We start from the raw sequence: 16,488 nt of genomic DNA on the forward strand, positions 1-16,488 counted from the left end.
GCATGGCGAATGCGATGAGTCGGCCTCTCTGCTTCAGCAGGCCCATCGCCTCCTCCTACGCATGATCCCGGCTCCGGCTGTGCCTTGTTCCACGCACTGTGCGAACTACGCCGTGACCGCGTTGCGCGGTTGCAGACCCCTGGAGATGGTTACGAGAGTCCCACAACGGTTTCACAGCGAACGGTGTGACGGATTTCTCGGTTTCGGAGCGCAGAAAGGAACGCGGCCGGGTGGCTCCGGTCGTCCGAACCCCAGGGGCCTCAGGCGGCGCGGCGGCAGGCGCCTGCCCGCTGTTGATGACGGCCCAGGGCCGCCATGGTCCTGGGTCGTGGGCGTCAGTAAGGGGCGTCAACAGCTCAGGAGGGAACGGCCGAACAGCGGATGAAGGAGTGCTGCAATCCTTCTGATGAAGGGCGATGTCAGTACCAGATCGCGATCGGCTGCTTGTGGCGGTCGAGTTGCGGGGTGCCGGGCAAACTGATCGCCAGCCCCTGAGCGATGCGATGCGCGCTCCACGCCGCTGCCGCCGCATCAAGGATGTCGTCGGGTGGTACTTGTCCCGTCGCGCCCAGGTCGTCGGGGAGGACGACGCCGCCTTTGCGGAGCAGGGAGCGTCGTTGCATCTGACCCGCCCAGGTCTTCTTCGTGTGGGGGAGCGGTGCACTGCCGTTCAGCGCCCAGAAGGACACCTCAGGATGGACCTCGAACAGGCGGCCCTCAACGTCCTTCAAGCATTCGTTGGCTGCCTTGAGCTTGGCGGCGAGTCCCCAAGTCTGCTGACTCAACCCGCTACCTGTGAGCCTCTGGCACAGCAGGCTGGCGGCCGTGTAGTCCTTCTGCTGCCACACTCCTCGCGGCGGGACCCGGAATACCGAGTTCGCGCGGGGCCCGAGGACGGCCTTCGCCGCCGTGTCTGCCTGCCGCCATCCCTCTTCCAGAAGCCCGAGAGGCATGTCCACTGCGACAACTTCGGCCTTCGGGGCCCCACCGAGCAGTGTGCGTAGGTCGTCACTGAACCGCGCGCCGGAATAGGCGCCATCGGTGAGTTCGACGGCGACCCACCCCTTCTTGTATGCATCCACCCCAAGAATCACCATTCGGCCAGTATCGGGGTCATGGGACCTCTCGGCCAACGCGGCTAAGTGCGTAGCTGTTGTGACCCACTGAGCCCCAAGGAGGGTGATGGCCTGAACCCCGGTCCGTCGCCCGCTCGTTGTGAACCACGGGAGGGCCGGTCGCCGGAGCCGCGTTGGCCACTGGGACCGCCCGCTGATGACGCGGAGCGCCAGGACGGGCACCGCAACCCCGCTCCCCAGGCCCATCCCCATGGCAGTACCAATACCGGCCGCCTTCCGCATATTGCGGGTGCAAGTGCAATGTCACGGTTCGGATCACCCTGCAACCATTCGAAGCTCCCACATGTCGCAAGTCGGTACATGAGTCAACTAACTCGATGTTGTGGGAGCTTCCTTGTCGTTCTGTTTCAAATCGGCACCTTCCTGGCGTCGGCTCCCACAGCCCAGTGGGTCTCTTGCGGCGACCCGACTCTTCACCATCAACAGCCCAGCGAAAGGCCGCCCATGAAGCGAACGTTCACGCTGATCACCGCGCTGGTCGTCACCGTGCTGTCGCTGACACCGGCGCACGCCGCGGTCAAGAAGGCCAAGCCGCCGCTCAGTTGCGAGTATCGGACGTTCACCTCCAGCCCGGGTCCGCGCTTCAACGACCCGGAGGACCCCGCCGCCCAGATGAAGGTCATGGGCCCGATCATCGAGTCGATCAACAGCGCCAGCTGCGGGCAGACCATCCGCGTCGCCATGTACTCGATCAGCAGCGCACATCCGGGGCCGGAGTTCGCCAACGCCCTGATCGCCGCGCACCAGCGCGGCGTCATCGTCAAGGCGCTGATGGACGCACACAGCGACAACTCGATCTGGCAGTCGATGGTCACCGAGTTGGGCAACGACCCGCGAGCCTCCAGCTTCGCCGCGATGTGCCCGGGCGGCTGCCTGACCCACTACGCCGGCTCCTCCCTGCACGCGAAGTACTACATGCTCAGCGGCGGGCAAGATGCGAACAGGACGGTGACCGTCAGCAGCGCCAACCCCACCTCCGCCCAGGCCAGTACCGCGTGGAACAGCAGCGCCACCGTCAAGGGCAACGTCGCCCTGTACAACTCCTACGTCAGCTACTTCACCGCCATGGCCAGGGGGGCGATCAACGGCCCGGGCCCGCTGGCGAAGGACTACTACAACTCCACCAGCGCCACGGCCGCCAGGAAACTGTCCCCGCCCTCCTACCAGTGGCCCAAGGCGCGCACCAAGAGCGACACCTGGGTCGACTTCCTGAGCAACATCAAGGCACCGGCCACGATCAACATCGCCATGTTCCAGTGGACTTCTCACGGAAAGCCGGGCGAACGGAACTATCTCGAGCTGCCGAAGAAGCTGGTGAGCCTGGCAGGAACCGGCGTCAAGATCCACATCTTGATCACCGCTGGAATGGTCGATGACAGCGTGCAGAACTACCTGAAGAACCGTCCGAACATCAACGTGCACGACACCACCCGCTACACCGACGAGAACGGCTACGCCAAGCACTACACGCACGACAAGTACATGATGGTCAGCGGCAATTACGCCGGTGCCGCCAACTCCAGGGTCGTGTTCGTCGGTTCGTCGAACTGGACGAGCAACGGCGTCTGGCACAACGACGAGTCGGACCTGAAGCTGGTCGGCGGGGCCAGCTACGACACGTTCATGGGGGACTGGCAGAACCAGTACGACCGCTGCTGCGGGACCGCGGGCCGGCAGTTGACTGCCGAACAGCGCGCCGAGAACACGGCGCGAGAGATTCCGATCGATCCCAGGCAGGCCCGGGAGTAGGCGTTCTCGGTCCGGACAGTGACAGTGAGCAGGCGTCCGGACGTGAGGAAGCTCCTGGTGGACGGGTCAAGACCAAGATCGCCCGTCCGCCAGGAGCGGGCCCGGTCGCCGGAGCGGTCCGGGCTCGTGCAGTCCGGGAGCCCGCTCAGGCGCCGGGGGCGCGGTAGGGGACCTGCCGGTGGGCGGCCTCGTCGATCTCCTCCAGAGTGAGGAGTGGCGTGGCCCGGGTGTGGACGGCACCGCTGGCTTTGGCGGTGAGGCTGATGGCCGCCATGGACGCCGGGTCGGGGACGTCGACGATGAGCACGAGATCGTCCTCACCGAAAGCGAAGTACATGCCCTCAACCGTGCCGCCGAGGCCGGTGACGACCTGGTCGACGGCGGCGCGGCGGCCACTCGCGCCTTCGTTGAGCAGTCCTTTCGTGCCCTCGGTTGTGTAGGTGGACTGAATGAGGAACTTCGGCATGCGGACGCTCCCTGCCCATCGCTCGACCGGTGTGAACAAGCGCCTTCCCGCTCTGACCTCGGCCGCCGCCCATCGAGCGGCTGGATTCACCTGACCGCGCCGAGCGGGGCCGGCGTGACGCACCATCGAGTCGATGGGCTGCGGCGCGCTGCCAGGACGCGGGGTATCCGTGACCTCAAGGCCGATCCTCACCGGTGCAGCATCAGGTTTGACCCATCGGCGAGGGAGTCGTCCAGGTGCGCCCCCCGGAGGGGCAAACGGGGCATGGACTGTGCCGGGCCATCCTGCGCGTCCCGGCTCACCTCGGGCTCCCGTGACGTCGTCGCCGGAGGTGGCGTGGAAAGCCGCTGACCCGCCGGGCGACGAGCGCCCGGCGGGTCAGTGCCAGGGGTCAGACGGACCGGACGACGGCGTCCGGCCGTGCGGGACCGATCACCGGCGACAGGGCCGGGTCGAGCCGGTCAACCTGGCGGATCCTGCGACCGGTTCATCGGTACCTGGGCTGCGTCTGCACGTTGAGCTCGTCCAGGCGCACGCGCTTGGCTCCGTTCGTCCGGGGGTCGTCGATGCGCAGTACGTCGAAGCCCTTCTCGATGTCGTTCGAGAAGATGTGGCCGTTGTAGTAATACGCCGACCACGACCCGCCGACCTGGAGGGTGTCCGTGGCGAGCGGGCCGCGCTCGAAGTAGCCGATCTCCTTGGGCTTCCGGGAGTCGGTGAAGTCCCAGATGGAGACGCCCCCCTGGTACCACGCCTGGACCATGATGTCGCGGCCCCGGACGGGGATGAGCGAACCGTTGTGGGCGACGCAGTTCTCCGTCTCGGCCTGGTGCCGCGGGATCTTGAAGTAACTGCGGAACGCGAGCTGCCTCTTGTCGCCCTTTCCGACGATCTGGTAGATCCCGTCCGCGCCGTGGTTCGGGCCGGTCGCCTCGTTGCACGTCGGCGCACCGCCGCCGCCCAACTCGTCCGTGAACACGACCTTGTTGCCTCGCTGGTTGAACGTCGCGGAGTGCCAGAAGGCGAAGTTGACGTTGTCCTGCACCCGGTCGATCACCCGTGGCTTCACCGGGTTCGAGATGTCCATCAGGAGGCCGTCACCCATGCAGGCGCCCGCGGCCAGCTTCAACTTCGGGTATGCGGTGATGTCGTGGCAGCCCGAGGTCGTGGACACGCCGGGGTTGGTCGGCGCACCTGGGTTCCCACCGTCCGGGAAGAGCACCGGGAAGTCCACGACCGCGGCGGCCTCAGGCGCCGAACGCGGCACCTTGATGACCGAGATCCCGTCGTGTGGCGGCTGGCAGTCCGGGAAGGCCTCACTCGGCGAGTAGGACGACACGTAGACGTAGACGTTGCGCTTCTCCGGCACGAGGGTGTGCGTGTGAGAGCCGCAGGCGGTCTCGACGGCAGAGACGTACTTCGGGTTCCTCTTGTCGCTGATGTCGAAGATCTTCATGCCCTCCCACGACGACTTCTCGCTCGCGGGCCGGGTCGTGCTGTTGCAGGAGTTGTCGCTGCGCGAGGAGTCGGTGGACAGGAAGAGCAGGTCGCCGGAGACGGATATGTCGTTCTGCGAGCCGGGGCAGAGCACCTGACTCACCGTCTTCGGGTCCGTCGGGTCGCTGACGTCGAAGATCCGGAAACCGTCGTAGTTGCCGGCGAAGGCGTACTTGCCTTGGAAGGCGAGGTCCGAGTTGAAGCCCTTCAGCGCGTCCTTGGGGACACTGGCCAGCTTCTTCACGTTGGCGCTGTGGGCTTCTTCGTCCACGCCAGGTATGTCGCCGTTCTTGATGGCCGCCTTGGCCTCGGCCTCATCGCTCTTGCTCACCCCGGATTCGGCTGATGAACCCCCGGGTTCGGGTATCGCAGCTGCGGGCCCGGCCGCGAGGAGCGAAGCGATCAGCCCGGCAGCGGCCGCTGCGACGACGAGACGTCTACGTCGCTTGCGGATCTTATGAAATGACGCCACGACCTACTCCTCTGTTCAGTTTCGGGGTGAACGGTTGGATCGCGCCAAGTATGACCACACTATGGGCGCAGCAGAAGATGAAATGACGTTGTGATGGGGAGTCACGCTGACAGGGTCGGCTGTGTCAGCGCGTGCCAGGACAGGTTCTTGTCGGTTCCAGGGCCCAGGAGGTCTCGTGCTCGACCGCAGTACAACACCGCTTACACCCGCCCTCATGGCCGCGACCAGGACCGTGATCGCGGCCGCGGCGGTCCTCGCCCTGGCAGGCTGCACCTCGGAGCCGGCTGCTCAGTCGGACTCCGACAGAGCCTCGGTGGTGGCTCCGGGCAAGCCCGGGGAAGCGGCCAAGAAGCTGTCGGCTGAGGAGGCCCGCAAGTCCGTGGGGGACGACAGCCCCAACTCGGCGGACTTCGGCTACGTCCAGAGCATGATCAAGCATCACGGGCAGGCGCTGGTGATGACCTCACTCGCGTCGAAGCAGGGGGACTCCGCCAAGGTGAAGCGGATGGCCGGCCGCATCGATGCGGCGCAAGGGCCCGAAATCAAAGCCATGCGCGCCTGGTTGAAGAAGCAGGGCGGCGATCACAAGTCCGGCTCTCACGGTGGGCACGAGCACGGCAGCGCGCACGACCACGGGTCGATGCCCGGCATGGCGACCGAACGGCAACTCGATGAGCTGCGTGACGCCGAGGGCGAGGACTTCGACCGGCTCTTCCTGAAGTTGATGATCACCCATCACCAAGGCGCGGTCACCATGGCCACGGAGGTCTCCATGGAGGGCCGCAACGCCTTCGTCGGGGACATGGCGAACGACGTGATCGCGCAGCAGACGAGCGAGATCCATCGCATGCGGGGGATGTCGTAGCGAAGGGGGCGAGCCAACCGGACCGGCGGTCACCGTCGCCACGCAACACCCGCCGCGCCGTCGCCTGCCGTGAGGAGCGCGGCGACGGGACGGGCACCTAGCGGCCACCACACCCGACTCGAAGTCCGCGTTCAGCCCTGGGTACCCGGGCCGTTGCGATCGAGGGCCGCCCGGATCTGGCTGAGCCACTCCGTGCCCAGCCGGCGCCCGTTCGGGAGTTGGTCGCCTCGATCCCAGCGCCACGTCGTGATCATCGCCAGCACGAGGACCCGGCACTCGCGCAGCAGGTCCTGATTCACGCCCGGACAGTGCCCGCTGACTTCTTCGGGCACATGGGCGAGGTCGAATTCGACGGGCCCACGGCAACACGTCTCAAGGTCGATGAACAACAGCCCGTTCTTCGTGGCGAGCACGTTGCCCGGGTGAGGCTCGCCGTGCAGCAGCTGCTCGGCTCCGTCGTGCTCGCCGATCACTCGTCTCAGGCTTCGTAGCGTGTCGCCGAGCAACTCCCGGTCCGCGCCGGCGAGCGCCGGAGTGCGGTCGCGGTTCGCCACGAGTTGCTGAGCCTGCTCGACTCGATCCGTGAATCGCGGCGTCGGGACATCAAGCCTGCGCATGCCGGCATGAAGCCGCTCGAGCGCGCTGGCGTAGTCGGCAGGTGAGACCTCTCGCGGTGTCACGGGTTGGTAGTAGGTCCACAGCGTGACCTCGAAGCCGTCGCTCTCGTGGACGCGCGGCTCCACTCGAGGTTCGAGAGCAGCCACAGGGCACCCGGATTCGGCGAGCCGTTGAGCGAGATCGATCTCGAACTGTGCGACCTGATGCGCTACAGGTGCCACCCGGGCCAGGACGTCACAAGGCAGCAGACGCAGAGTGAGCTTGTTCGAGTCATGAAGAACGGTGGCGTCGTCGACTGCCAGGCCGAGTGATGAGGCGGTCGACATGGCGGCGGCCACCGCACGCTGAACCTCTGAGGCGTGCATCTTCGCCCGGCCCCTTCCGTTTACTTCGGCTGTTCGGCCCGACAACCGTCAAACCACGCAAGTGATTCAGCTCAAGGTACTGGTCAAGCCGTCAGGAGGCGGCGTCCGTCGTGGCTGCGGACATGCGGCCCGCTGTCCTCCAGGACGTCCAGCAGCCGGATCGTGTAGACCTCGGAACGCGGTCTGCCACCCCTCCAGGGGTGAGCCAGGAGGCGCTACTGGTCGACCGCGCCGGACGTTGCAGGGCGTCGGTCTCGCCAGTGGCGACGGCGTTTCGACGGCCGGCTCGATCGTCGCGATCGCACTGGCCGACCGGTAGTCATCGAACAAGACCCACCGGCCAGTTGGCACGAGCGCCCCGAGGACAGCGTGCGAGACAACGAGGATGCGGCAACGACGGGGCCGGCTCGCTCCCGTCGTGCCAAGGCTATTCGTCGGCGTCGTAGACGGTCAGCTCGCGATGCTTGGAGAAGCCGTGCCTGGAGAAGAGGCGGGGGAGGTCCGTCGGTTGGTTGCGAAGCTCGGCGTCGAGGAAGCCGATGGTCAGCTCGGTGATGATGCGGTTGGGTTCGGTGCGTCCGCGGGTGCCGACCAGCGACGGCACCGGCGGCATCCACAGGGGCGCGTCGGTGAAGGTCGGGTGGGTGGTGCCGGGGATGGTGAGCATGTAGGCGGTCGTCGTGCTGCGCTCGAGCCCTTGTCCCAGCTCGGGGAGATAGGTGGGGTTGTCCTCCAGCCCGATCTGGCTGGTCATCGCCAGCGCCGGCTGGTCGTATGGCCCGGGATGGGCGTCGTACGGACGGCCGTCGAGGGCGATCACCGCGGAGAAGCGTTCATCGGTGCGGGCGGCTTGGAAGGCGCCGCCTACGCCGGCCGACATGCCGACGGCCGCGGCGCGGTCGGTGTCCAGCCGGCCGGTGAGGACGCTCTTCACTTGGCCGCTGTCGAGGCGGCCGAGGTGGGTGAGGGCCGAGCTGAGATCGCGGGCCTTCACCGCTGCCAACTTCTCGCTCAACTGTCGGGCTTCGGCATCGGAGCTGAATTTCTGCTCCGCCCAGCGAACCGTCCGGCCGTCGGCGAACCTGACCGCTGCCGAGACGTAGGGGTGGTCGAGCGCGGCGACCACGTAGCCTTTGCTGGCCAGTTCCTCGGCCCAGGCGGTGTTCGTGGTGCGCCCCATGCCTCCACCCGGGGAGAACAGCACCACCGGGAACTGTTCCTTGCCGGAGGCGACCGGCGCGTCGGGCACCGAGTTGGTGCGGGCCTTCGCCTGGCCGTCGAGAACGAATCGGGGGATCCCGAGAAAGTCTCCGAAGCCCTCGGCGACGGCGTTCACCTCGGCCTCCGAGCGGCCCAGGTAGGGCGCCCGCTCCACCTTGTCCGGGCTTGCCTGGGCCGGGTACCAGATCTGGGCCTGCAGCTCACGCCCATCATCGGGATCGGACGTCCACTTCTCGGGCCGGTCGGGGTCGGTCCACTCGATGACGGTGGTGCCGACCGCGTGCTTTCCGGTCGGCGTGGGGAAGTCCGGGGCGGGGAAGGTGATCGCCGTGCCCACACCGGCGACGATCGCCAGGACGCCGGCCGCGGAACCTGGTCCGGCCAGCCACCAGCGCATGCGCCGACCGCCGGGCTTCCCCGACATGGTCCGGGCCGTGAACGGCAGCACCACCACGACCGCCACCAGCACCGGGACCATCTGCCAGCGAAGACCGGCCACCGCGAGCACCGCCGCGGACACCAACGACACTGCTGTAGCACCGATCGCGACCCGGCGCCGGAATCGCGGTGGCAGCCAGCGGGCCGACACCAGCGCGAGTGCGCTCACGACAAGGACTGCTTCGATCGGGGTCATGCCGATTCCGCCGATCGTCTCGTTCACAGAGGCGGTGGCAAGGGAGATCGGCTGAGTACTGCTGCTCGATGCTGGCATGACGGCTCCAGAGTGCACGGCCTCAAGGGCCGCCCGGTAAGGGTCTTTTGGTGGAAGCCCAGTGGCTGGGCGACCCATGGGTGGTGGGCTGACGGAAGGTGCTGACACCGCGCGGCGGTCCGTCCGCTGTCATCCGGGGCGGACGAGCCGCGTCTCGTAGGCGAGGACCACGGCCTGCACCCGGTCGCGCAGCTCCAACTTCGCCAGGATCCGGTTGAGATGGGTCTTGACGGTGGCCTCGGCCAGGTGGAGCGCGGCGGCGATCTCGGCGTTCGACAAGCCGCTCGCTACCTCGATGAGCACTTCGCGCTCGCGTGTCGTGAGCCTCTCCAGCCGGTCGTCCTCCACCGTGCCGCGGTCGGCGGGCAGTTGGTGGGCGAAGGTCTCCAGCAGACGGCGGGTGATCCGCGGGGAGACCACCGCGTCCCCCGCGGCGACGCTGCGGATCGCGGCGAGCAGTTCCTCGGGCAGTGCGTTCTTCAAGAGGAAGCCCGACGCCCCGGACTTGAGTCCCGCGAAGGCGTGTTCGTCGAGGTCGAAGGTGGTGAGGATGAGCACCCGGGTCTCTGGGCAGTCCCGGGTGATGCGTGCTGTCGCCTCGATTCCGTCGGTGCCGGGCATGCGCACGTCCATCAGCACGACATCGGGGTTCAACTGCCGTACCAGGCGTACGGCTTCGGCGCCGTCACCGGCCTCGCCGACCGGTTCCATGTCCGGCTGGGCCTCCAGCACCATGGTGAAGGCCAGGCGCAGCAGCGGTTCGTCATCGGCGAGCAGGATGCGGATCGTCACGCGGCACCGGCTCCCGCCGTGCCGAGACCGAGGCGGGCCGACACCCGCCAACCACTGCCGTGCGGGAGAGGGCCCGCCTCCAACGTCGCCCCGTACGCGGCCGCGCGCTCCCGCATACCCGGGATGCCGTGCCCGGACGGTGAGCCGTCTGCCTCCGCGTTGCGGTCGGTGCCCGCGCCGTCGTCTGTGACATCGACGGCGACGGCCTCGGCGGAGCACCGCACCCGGACTTCGGCGCGGGTGCCTACCGGGGTGTGCTTGAGGGTGTTGGTCAACGCCTCCTGCACCAGGCGGTAGACGGTCAGTTGCGCGGCGGCGGAGACGGGAGACGGATCACCCGTCTGATCGAGACGGGTCGGCAGTCCGGCGGCCCGCACCTGGTCGGCGAGAGACTCCAACTGCGCGATGCCGGGCATCGGATGGCGCAGTGAGTCCGGTTCGTCCGCCCGCAGGACTCCGAGGAACCGCCGCATGTCGGTGAGGGCTTGCCGTCCCGTACGGGAGATCTGCCGCATGGCGGCGGTCGTCGTGTCGGGGGAGCGGAACTGGGCGAAGACCGCGCCGTCGGCAAGTGCGACCATCACGGACAGGTTGTGGCTGACGATGTCGTGCATCTCGCGGGCGATACGGGCCCGTTCGTCCGCCACAGCGAGTTGGGCCCGCTGGTCGCGTTCACGCTCCAGACGTACGGCTCGGTCCTCCACGGACGCGAGGTAGGCACGCCTGGTCCGGACGTTCGTACCGATGACGGCGGCGGCGACGGCCATGGCGGTGAGGCTGATGATGTCGCCGACGACTCCGTCCTCGGGCGCCCAACTCAGGGAGTTCAGCACGATGCCCACTTCGAGGACGGCACCGGCCAGCAACGTGCGGCGCCGGTCGCAGTACGCGGCCACCGAGTAGAGGGCGATCAACAGCCCGACATCAGCGGAGAGTTGAACGTCGGTGAGCCACTGGACGAACGCCGTGGCGGCCACCGCACCGAACACGGCCAGCGGTGCCCGTCGCCGCCACACCAGGGGCACCAGCAGCCCCGCCAGGAGGGCCAGGATGCACGGTTGGTCCCTCAGGTCGTCGCGGATGACGACGGCGGTCGGGACGAAGAGCAGGGCAACCAGCAGCGCGTCCACCGCCGTCGGCGACAGCCGGGCACGCGCCCGCAGCAGATGGAGACACCTGGTCAGGGTGCCCCGCGACAGTAGGTGCGGTGCCGAGGCCGTCATTACGCGTCCCGCCGTTTCAGCACCACGGCGGCAGCGGCGAGCGCCACGGCCGCGTACAGGCACAGGACCGCGAAGCCGGCCCACGGGGCCGGCGACGCCGGGCCCGGATCAAGGGTGGCGACAGCGCGTCCGGCGTTGTTCGGCAGGTACTTGCCGATGCTGTCGGCCCAGGAGGCCGGGAGCGTCTTGACGACTTCCGGCACCACCAGCAGCAATCCGAAGACGGTGGTCGTGCCGCCCGCTGTGTTGCGGATCAGCGCGCCGATGCCGACGCTCAGCAGCCCCAGCATCGTCAGATAAAGACCGTTGCCGAGGACGACACGGGCGACACCGGGATCGCCCAGTGAGACCCCGATGCCCGTGGGTTTCAGCAGGTCCTGGCTGACCAGGAAGGCCGCCAGGGAAGCGGCGGTCATCAGGACGAAGACCACCGTTCCGTACACGGCGGCCTTGGCCCACAGGACCGGCAGACGGCGCGGTACCGAGGTGAGCGTGGCACGGATCATGCCGGTCGAGTACTCGGCCGTGATCACGAGAACACCCAGTACGCCGACTGCGAGTTGGGCGAGGTAGTAGCCGATCAGGCTCAGTGCGGCCGGTTCGTACGCTGCCCGCTCCGCCGCGGTCAGGTCCGGCCAGCGGCCGGCGGTGACGTTCGCGAAGAGAGGTCCCAGCCCGATCATCGCGATCGTCGCGGCGACGAGCGTGAAGAACGTGGAGCGCACGGTGCGGAGTTTGACCCATTCGGAGATCAGAATCCGTGCCTGGGTGACATGGCCGTGGGCCGGCCGGGGGCGGGGGAACGCACCGGTGCTCGTGCTCATGCCGCACCTGCTTCGGCGCCGGTCCGGCGTGTCGCCCCAGCCGTGACCGGCCGGGCAGTCGCGTACTCGACGGCGTCGCGGGTGAGTTCCATGAACGCCTCCTCCAACGAGGCCTGCCGCGGGGTCAGTTCGGAGAGTGCGATCCCGTTGTCGGCGGCGATCCGGCCGATCCGCTCGCCGCTCAGACCGGTCACCTCCAGTGCTCCGCGGGCGTACGACGCGACGGTCACCTCCGGACCTGCCAGCAAGGTGCGCAGCCGATCCGTCTCGTCGGTGCGTACGTGCACCGAACTGTGCGCCGCGTTCCGCGTGAACTCCTCGACCGAGGTGTCCGCGATCAGCCGCCCGCGCCCGACCACGATGAGGTGCTCGGCGGTCAGCGCCATCTCGCTCATCAGGTGCGAGGAGACCAGCACGGTGCGGCCTTCGGCCGCGAGCTGCTTGAGGAGGTTGCGGATCCAGAGGATGCCTTCGGGATCAAGGCCGTTCACCGGCTCGTCGAGGACGAGGGTGGCCGGGTCGCCGAGCAGGGCGCTCGCGATGCCGAGCCGCTGGCCCATGCCCAGCGAGAAGCCGCCGGCGCGTCTGGCGGCCACCTCCCGCAGGCCGACGATGTCGATCACCTCCTCCACCCGGCTACGGGGTATGCCCGTGGTCGCCGCCAGGGAGAGCAGATGATGGAACGCGGAACGGCCGGTGTGGACCGAGCGTGCCTCCAGCATCGCGCCGACCTCGTGCAGCGGTGCGCGGTGCGCGGCGTAGTGCTTTCCGTTGACCGTGACGTGACCTGCGGTCGGGGCGTCCAGGCCCAGGATCATCCGCATCGTGGTGGACTTCCCGGCGCCGTTCGGCCCGAGGAAGCCGGTGACGGCGCCGGGCCTTACGGTGAAGCTGAGATCGGCGACGGCGGTCTTGTCTCCATAGCGCTTGGTGAGCGCGTGAGCTTCGATCATCGAAACGTCCTCGTCGGGGGCGGTAGCTGGATGACTCCCAAGCTAGATTTCGCCGCCCGCCGGGCGCGTGAGCCCACAGGTTGGACTCCCCGCCGATGAACTGCATCCACAGGTGGATCCCCGCTACGCCTTGAGGCGCACCGCGGCCGGAGTGTGGCGACAGCGGCATGGACCGGCGGTCACCTGTCTGTGGGCAGTCGCTGCCGCGGTTCTTGCGGGATGCGCGGACACCGAGTGGGTCGAGATCGAAGAGGTCGACGAGACTGCCCGCAACCCGCGCACGTGGAATTGGTAGAGCCTGCTTCTGAACCTTGCTCGGCCCCGAGGGCGCGTAGCGAACCTCGGTGTGACGGACCGCGTTCCGTGACGTTCGGGCGACTGCGTCGACGCCGGGGCAGACGGAGGCGTGGCGGGATCGGACCAGACAGGTGAATCGGCCCGGAAGTTCATGCGGTTGATGAGCACTGGCCTGCGAGCGCGGTGTAGTTGAGGGGTCCGGGCTGATCGAGCTTCGATGAAGTAGGGGAAGTCATGCTGCTGGAGAACAAGACCGCCATCGTCTACGGCGGCGCTGGAGCGATCGGCTCCGCGGTCGCCCGCGTCTTTGCCGGCGAAGGCGCCGCGGTCCACTTGGTCGGACGTACCCACGCACCTCTGGTGGAACTGGCTGGCGCCATCGGCGAGTTCGGGGGTCGCGTCGAGGTCGCCACCCTCGACGCGACGGACCCCGCCGCGGTCGAGCAGCACGCCGACGCCGTCGCCCGGCACTCCGTGGGGATCGACATCGCCTTCAACGCCACTTCCAACGACGACCTGCACGGCACCCCGCTGGTCGACATGGCCCACGAAGACGTGCTGCGCCCCGTCACCAAGGCGGTCACCACCCACTTGACTCTGGCCACCGCCGTCGCCCGCCACATGATCCCCCGCCGCACCGGGGTGATCCTGGCCATGGGTGGCGGCCGTGAAGCCATCCCTGGCCTCGGCGGCTCCCACATCGCCTGGTCCGCCCTCGCGGGTCTGTGCCGCCAGCTCGCCGGCGAACTCGGCCCGCACGGCATCCGAGCAGCCTGGTTGCTCTCTCCCGGCTCGCCCGATCCGTCCAGCCCGCCCGAGGACGACCCTGAGGCGAGCGCGACTCTGCTCCGCCGCCGTCCTCGTCTCGACGACGTCGCCCACGCCGCAGCCTTCCTCGCCTCCGACCGCGCGCCGACCATGACCGCCACAGAGTTCAATGTCACCGGCGGCGCAGTCGTCGACTGAACGCAATCGCCGAGCCGGCCCCGTCTCACTCGCTTCAGCGGTCGCGCCGGGAACAACCGATCCGGTCGGCACGGTTGCATCGACCGAGGGACCGGCGCCCGCACGGACGGGGAAGACGGAGGCCACAAGGTCGTCCGCCCTGCCAGGAGCCGGGCCCCAGGATCGCGGTACGCCCACTGCCGACTCGGACCAAGACGCATGTCTACAGGAGGACGCTTCATGACTGACCGGCCCTTGACGCTCATGGCAGTACACGCCCACCCCGACGACGAGGCCACCGGAACCGGAGGGGTCCTCGCGCGGTACGCGGCGGAGGGCATCCGCACGGTTCTCGTGACGTGTACCGACGGCGGCTGCGGTGACGGACCGGGGGGTGTCAAGCCGGGCGATCCCGCGCACGAGCCGGCGGCCGTCGCCTTGATGCGCCGTCAAGAACTCAAGGCGAGCTGTGACGTCCTGAAGGTCAGCGATCTGGAGATGCTGGACTACGCCGACTCCGGGATGACGGGCTGGCCGAGCAACGACGCCCCCGGATCCTTCTGGCAGACCCCCGTGGAGGAAGCCGCCGCCCGGCTTGCGGAACTCATGCGGCACTACCGGCCTGATGTGGTCGTCACCTATGACGAGAACGGCTTCTACGGTCACCCCGACCACATCCAGGCCCACCGCATCACGATGGCGGCACTGGAGATGACCACGCTGACGCCGAAGACGTACTGGACGACGGTCCCCCGCTCGATCATGCAGCGATTCGGGGAGACCGTCCGCGAGTTCCAGGAGGACATGCCGGAGCCGGATCCTGCCGAGGCCGCCGCGATGGCCGAGATCGGCCTCCCCGACGATGAGATCACCACGTGGGTGGACACCACCGCATTCAGCGGTCAGAAGTTCGATGCGCTGGCCGCGCACGCCAGCCAGGGCGAGAACATCTTCTTCCTCAGGATGGGCAAGGAGAGGTTCGGCGAGTTGATGGGCATGGAGACCTTCGTACGTGTCAAGGACTCCACCGGCGCGGCCGTCCCCGAGAACGATCTGTTCGCCGGGCTGCGCTGATCCGCCCGTCCGACCTGGCCGCCGAGTCCGCTACTCAGATCCGGGGATCAGTGGTCTCGCCCCCGGCGCCAGGCCGGCCCGGTGCAACGGCGAGCATGGTCCCGGTCACTTCCGCCCGGGTTCCCCCACCATGCGTTTGGACAGCGGCGGCGCCGGAATTCCCCCCGAGTTCCGCTGAGCGCCGCCGCCTGTCCGTGCCGCGTGAATCAGCCTGATGCCCCCACGTGGTCGAGGGAAGTGCATCTTGATCGGCCTTCGACTTGCATTGATACGCTCTCGCCTATGACGCGAGCTGAAGGGCCGTTAGGCCCTGCCGTCAGGCCTGGGGACCCCAGCGCACATCAGTTGCGGCTGTTTCTGCTCCTGGCAGACGAGCTGCACTTCGGGCGAGCTGCACAACGGGCGTTCATGACCCAGCCGGCCTTCTCCCAGCAGATCCGCTCGCTGGAGCGCCGCCTCGGCGTCGAGCTGGCTGATCGCACCACCCGTACCGCAGGTCTCACGGCGGAGGGGTGTGCTCTGCTCCCTGAGATTCGCCAGGTGGTGGAGGCAGCTGACCAACTTCGCCTCGCCGCCGGCCGGCAGGCGTGTGGTCCCTCTGGTCGAGTGGTGATCGGATCCTTCGAAGCCGTCACAGCGCTGCCTCCGATCCCGGCCATTCTTGAGGAACTGCTGGCCACATACCCAGGCATTGAGCTGGAAGTACTGCGCATGAGCTTCGTCGACTGCGCCGATATCCTTCTTGAGGGAGCTGTGGACGCGGCATTCGTCTTTCCGCCCTTGCCCGCGGGCATCCAGACGCAGGCGCTGACCGGCATGAAACGGGTCGCTTGCATGGCGGCCGGTGATCCTCTTGCGGCCGAGGGCCCGTTGACTCTCCAGCAGCTCTCCGACCACCCGCACATCGGTTGGTCACCCAAGATCCCCAAGTGCTGGCGTGACTTCTGGGCCACCGACCCCCGGCCGGACGGCAAGCCAGTCCAGTACACCGCGCACCAGGTCACCGAGTTCGAACCTGCGCTGACCGCCGTGGCCCTCGGCGACGGCATTCAACTCCCCCCGGAACCAGCCCGGTTGCTGTATCAACGCCCGGGCGTGGCCTACGTGGACGTCACCGACCTTCCGCCATGCAGCACCGCGCTCGCCTGGCGCAGGCAGGATCGCGACCGGCCCGTCGTCGCCGCCCTCCGGAAGGCAGCGAGTCATCAACTGACGTAGACGTCCCGGGCATCGTCTCGCTCTGGTACGCATATGACCGGACTGTCCGGAGCGGATTGCT

14 protein-coding genes are annotated in these 16,488 nt (G+C 67.9%); 5 read left to right on the forward strand and 9 right to left on the reverse strand.

Features of this window, described 5'->3' with window-relative positions:
* Window positions 1-419: 419 nt before the first annotated feature.
* The gene (locus tag H5J26_RS00715) at window positions 420-1,097 is read right to left on the reverse strand and encodes a DUF429 domain-containing protein (RefSeq protein ID WP_181763645.1); all 678 of its coding nucleotides are present in this window, start codon (window positions 1,095-1,097) and stop codon (window positions 420-422) included.
* Window positions 1,098-1,580: 483 nt separating this feature from the next.
* Here H5J26_RS00715 and H5J26_RS00720 point away from each other — a divergent pair, with 483 nt between their 5' ends.
* Window positions 1,581-2,885, forward strand: coding sequence for a phospholipase D-like domain-containing protein (locus H5J26_RS00720; RefSeq protein WP_181763646.1), 1,305 nt, complete (start codon window positions 1,581-1,583; stop codon window positions 2,883-2,885).
* 145 nt (window positions 2,886-3,030) lie between these two features.
* On the opposite strand, the gene H5J26_RS00725 is transcribed toward H5J26_RS00720, so the two are convergent.
* Both H5J26_RS00725 and H5J26_RS00730 read right to left on the reverse strand, forming a co-directional pair.
* A complete protein-coding gene (locus tag H5J26_RS00725) occupies window positions 3,031-3,351 on the reverse strand; it encodes a GYD domain-containing protein (RefSeq protein ID WP_181763647.1) in 321 nt (106 codons plus the stop codon).
* A 487-nt stretch (window positions 3,352-3,838) separates the two neighbouring features.
* On the reverse strand, window positions 3,839-5,320 hold the full coding sequence (locus H5J26_RS00730; RefSeq protein WP_181763648.1) for an LVIVD repeat-containing protein: 1,482 nt from the start codon (window positions 5,318-5,320) through the stop codon (window positions 3,839-3,841).
* A gap of 214 nt (window positions 5,321-5,534) precedes the next feature.
* Here H5J26_RS00730 and H5J26_RS00735 point away from each other — a divergent pair, with 214 nt between their 5' ends.
* A complete protein-coding gene (locus H5J26_RS00735; protein ID WP_181763649.1) occupies window positions 5,535-6,185 on the forward strand; it encodes a DUF305 domain-containing protein in 651 nt (216 codons plus the stop codon).
* Between the two features lie 131 nt (window positions 6,186-6,316).
* On the opposite strand, the gene H5J26_RS00740 is transcribed toward H5J26_RS00735, so the two are convergent.
* The 6 genes from H5J26_RS00740 to H5J26_RS00765 form a co-directional block, all read right to left on the reverse strand.
* Window positions 6,317-7,168: a phosphotransferase enzyme family protein gene (locus tag H5J26_RS00740; protein WP_181763650.1), complete on the reverse strand. Its 852-nt coding sequence runs from the start codon at window positions 7,166-7,168 to the stop codon at window positions 6,317-6,319.
* A 427-nt stretch (window positions 7,169-7,595) separates the two neighbouring features.
* The gene (locus H5J26_RS00745; RefSeq protein WP_210770861.1) at window positions 7,596-9,101 is read right to left on the reverse strand and encodes an alpha/beta hydrolase family protein; all 1,506 of its coding nucleotides are present in this window, start codon (window positions 9,099-9,101) and stop codon (window positions 7,596-7,598) included.
* A gap of 129 nt (window positions 9,102-9,230) precedes the next feature.
* The gene (locus H5J26_RS00750; RefSeq protein WP_181763651.1) at window positions 9,231-9,893 is read right to left on the reverse strand and encodes a response regulator; all 663 of its coding nucleotides are present in this window, start codon (window positions 9,891-9,893) and stop codon (window positions 9,231-9,233) included.
* Window positions 9,890-11,116, reverse strand: a complete 1,227-nt coding sequence (locus H5J26_RS00755; RefSeq protein WP_181763652.1) for a sensor histidine kinase — start codon at window positions 11,114-11,116, stop codon at window positions 9,890-9,892. Before H5J26_RS00755 ends, H5J26_RS00750 begins: the two co-directional genes overlap by 4 nt.
* Complete coding sequence (locus H5J26_RS00760) at window positions 11,116-11,940, reverse strand: ABC transporter permease (protein WP_181763653.1); 825 nt, start codon at window positions 11,938-11,940, stop codon at window positions 11,116-11,118. The genes H5J26_RS00755 and H5J26_RS00760 overlap by 1 nt, the downstream gene beginning before the upstream one ends.
* Window positions 11,937-12,893: an ATP-binding cassette domain-containing protein gene (locus H5J26_RS00765; RefSeq protein WP_181763654.1), complete on the reverse strand. Its 957-nt coding sequence runs from the start codon at window positions 12,891-12,893 to the stop codon at window positions 11,937-11,939. The genes H5J26_RS00760 and H5J26_RS00765 overlap by 4 nt, the downstream gene beginning before the upstream one ends.
* 531 nt (window positions 12,894-13,424) lie before the next feature.
* Here H5J26_RS00765 and H5J26_RS00770 point away from each other — a divergent pair.
* From H5J26_RS00770 to H5J26_RS00780, 3 genes are all read left to right on the forward strand, one after another.
* On the forward strand, window positions 13,425-14,156 hold the full coding sequence (locus H5J26_RS00770; RefSeq protein WP_181763655.1) for an SDR family NAD(P)-dependent oxidoreductase: 732 nt from the start codon (window positions 13,425-13,427) through the stop codon (window positions 14,154-14,156).
* A 219-nt stretch (window positions 14,157-14,375) separates the two neighbouring features.
* Window positions 14,376-15,209 carry a PIG-L family deacetylase gene (locus H5J26_RS00775; RefSeq protein WP_181763656.1) on the forward strand — a complete coding sequence of 278 codons (834 nt, stop codon included), beginning with the start codon at window positions 14,376-14,378 and terminating at the stop codon, window positions 15,207-15,209.
* 282 nt (window positions 15,210-15,491) lie between these two features.
* Window positions 15,492-16,427 (forward strand): LysR family transcriptional regulator, encoded by a 936-nt coding sequence (locus H5J26_RS00780; RefSeq protein WP_235980095.1) that lies wholly within the window; start codon window positions 15,492-15,494, stop codon window positions 16,425-16,427.
* The last annotated feature ends 61 nt before the right edge of the window (window positions 16,428-16,488 follow it).

Origin of the sequence: Streptomyces albidus (ex Kaewkla and Franco 2022) (assembly GCF_013870515.1) — a bacterium.
Lineage (GTDB): Bacteria > Actinomycetota > Actinomycetes > Streptomycetales > Streptomycetaceae > Streptomyces > Streptomyces albidus.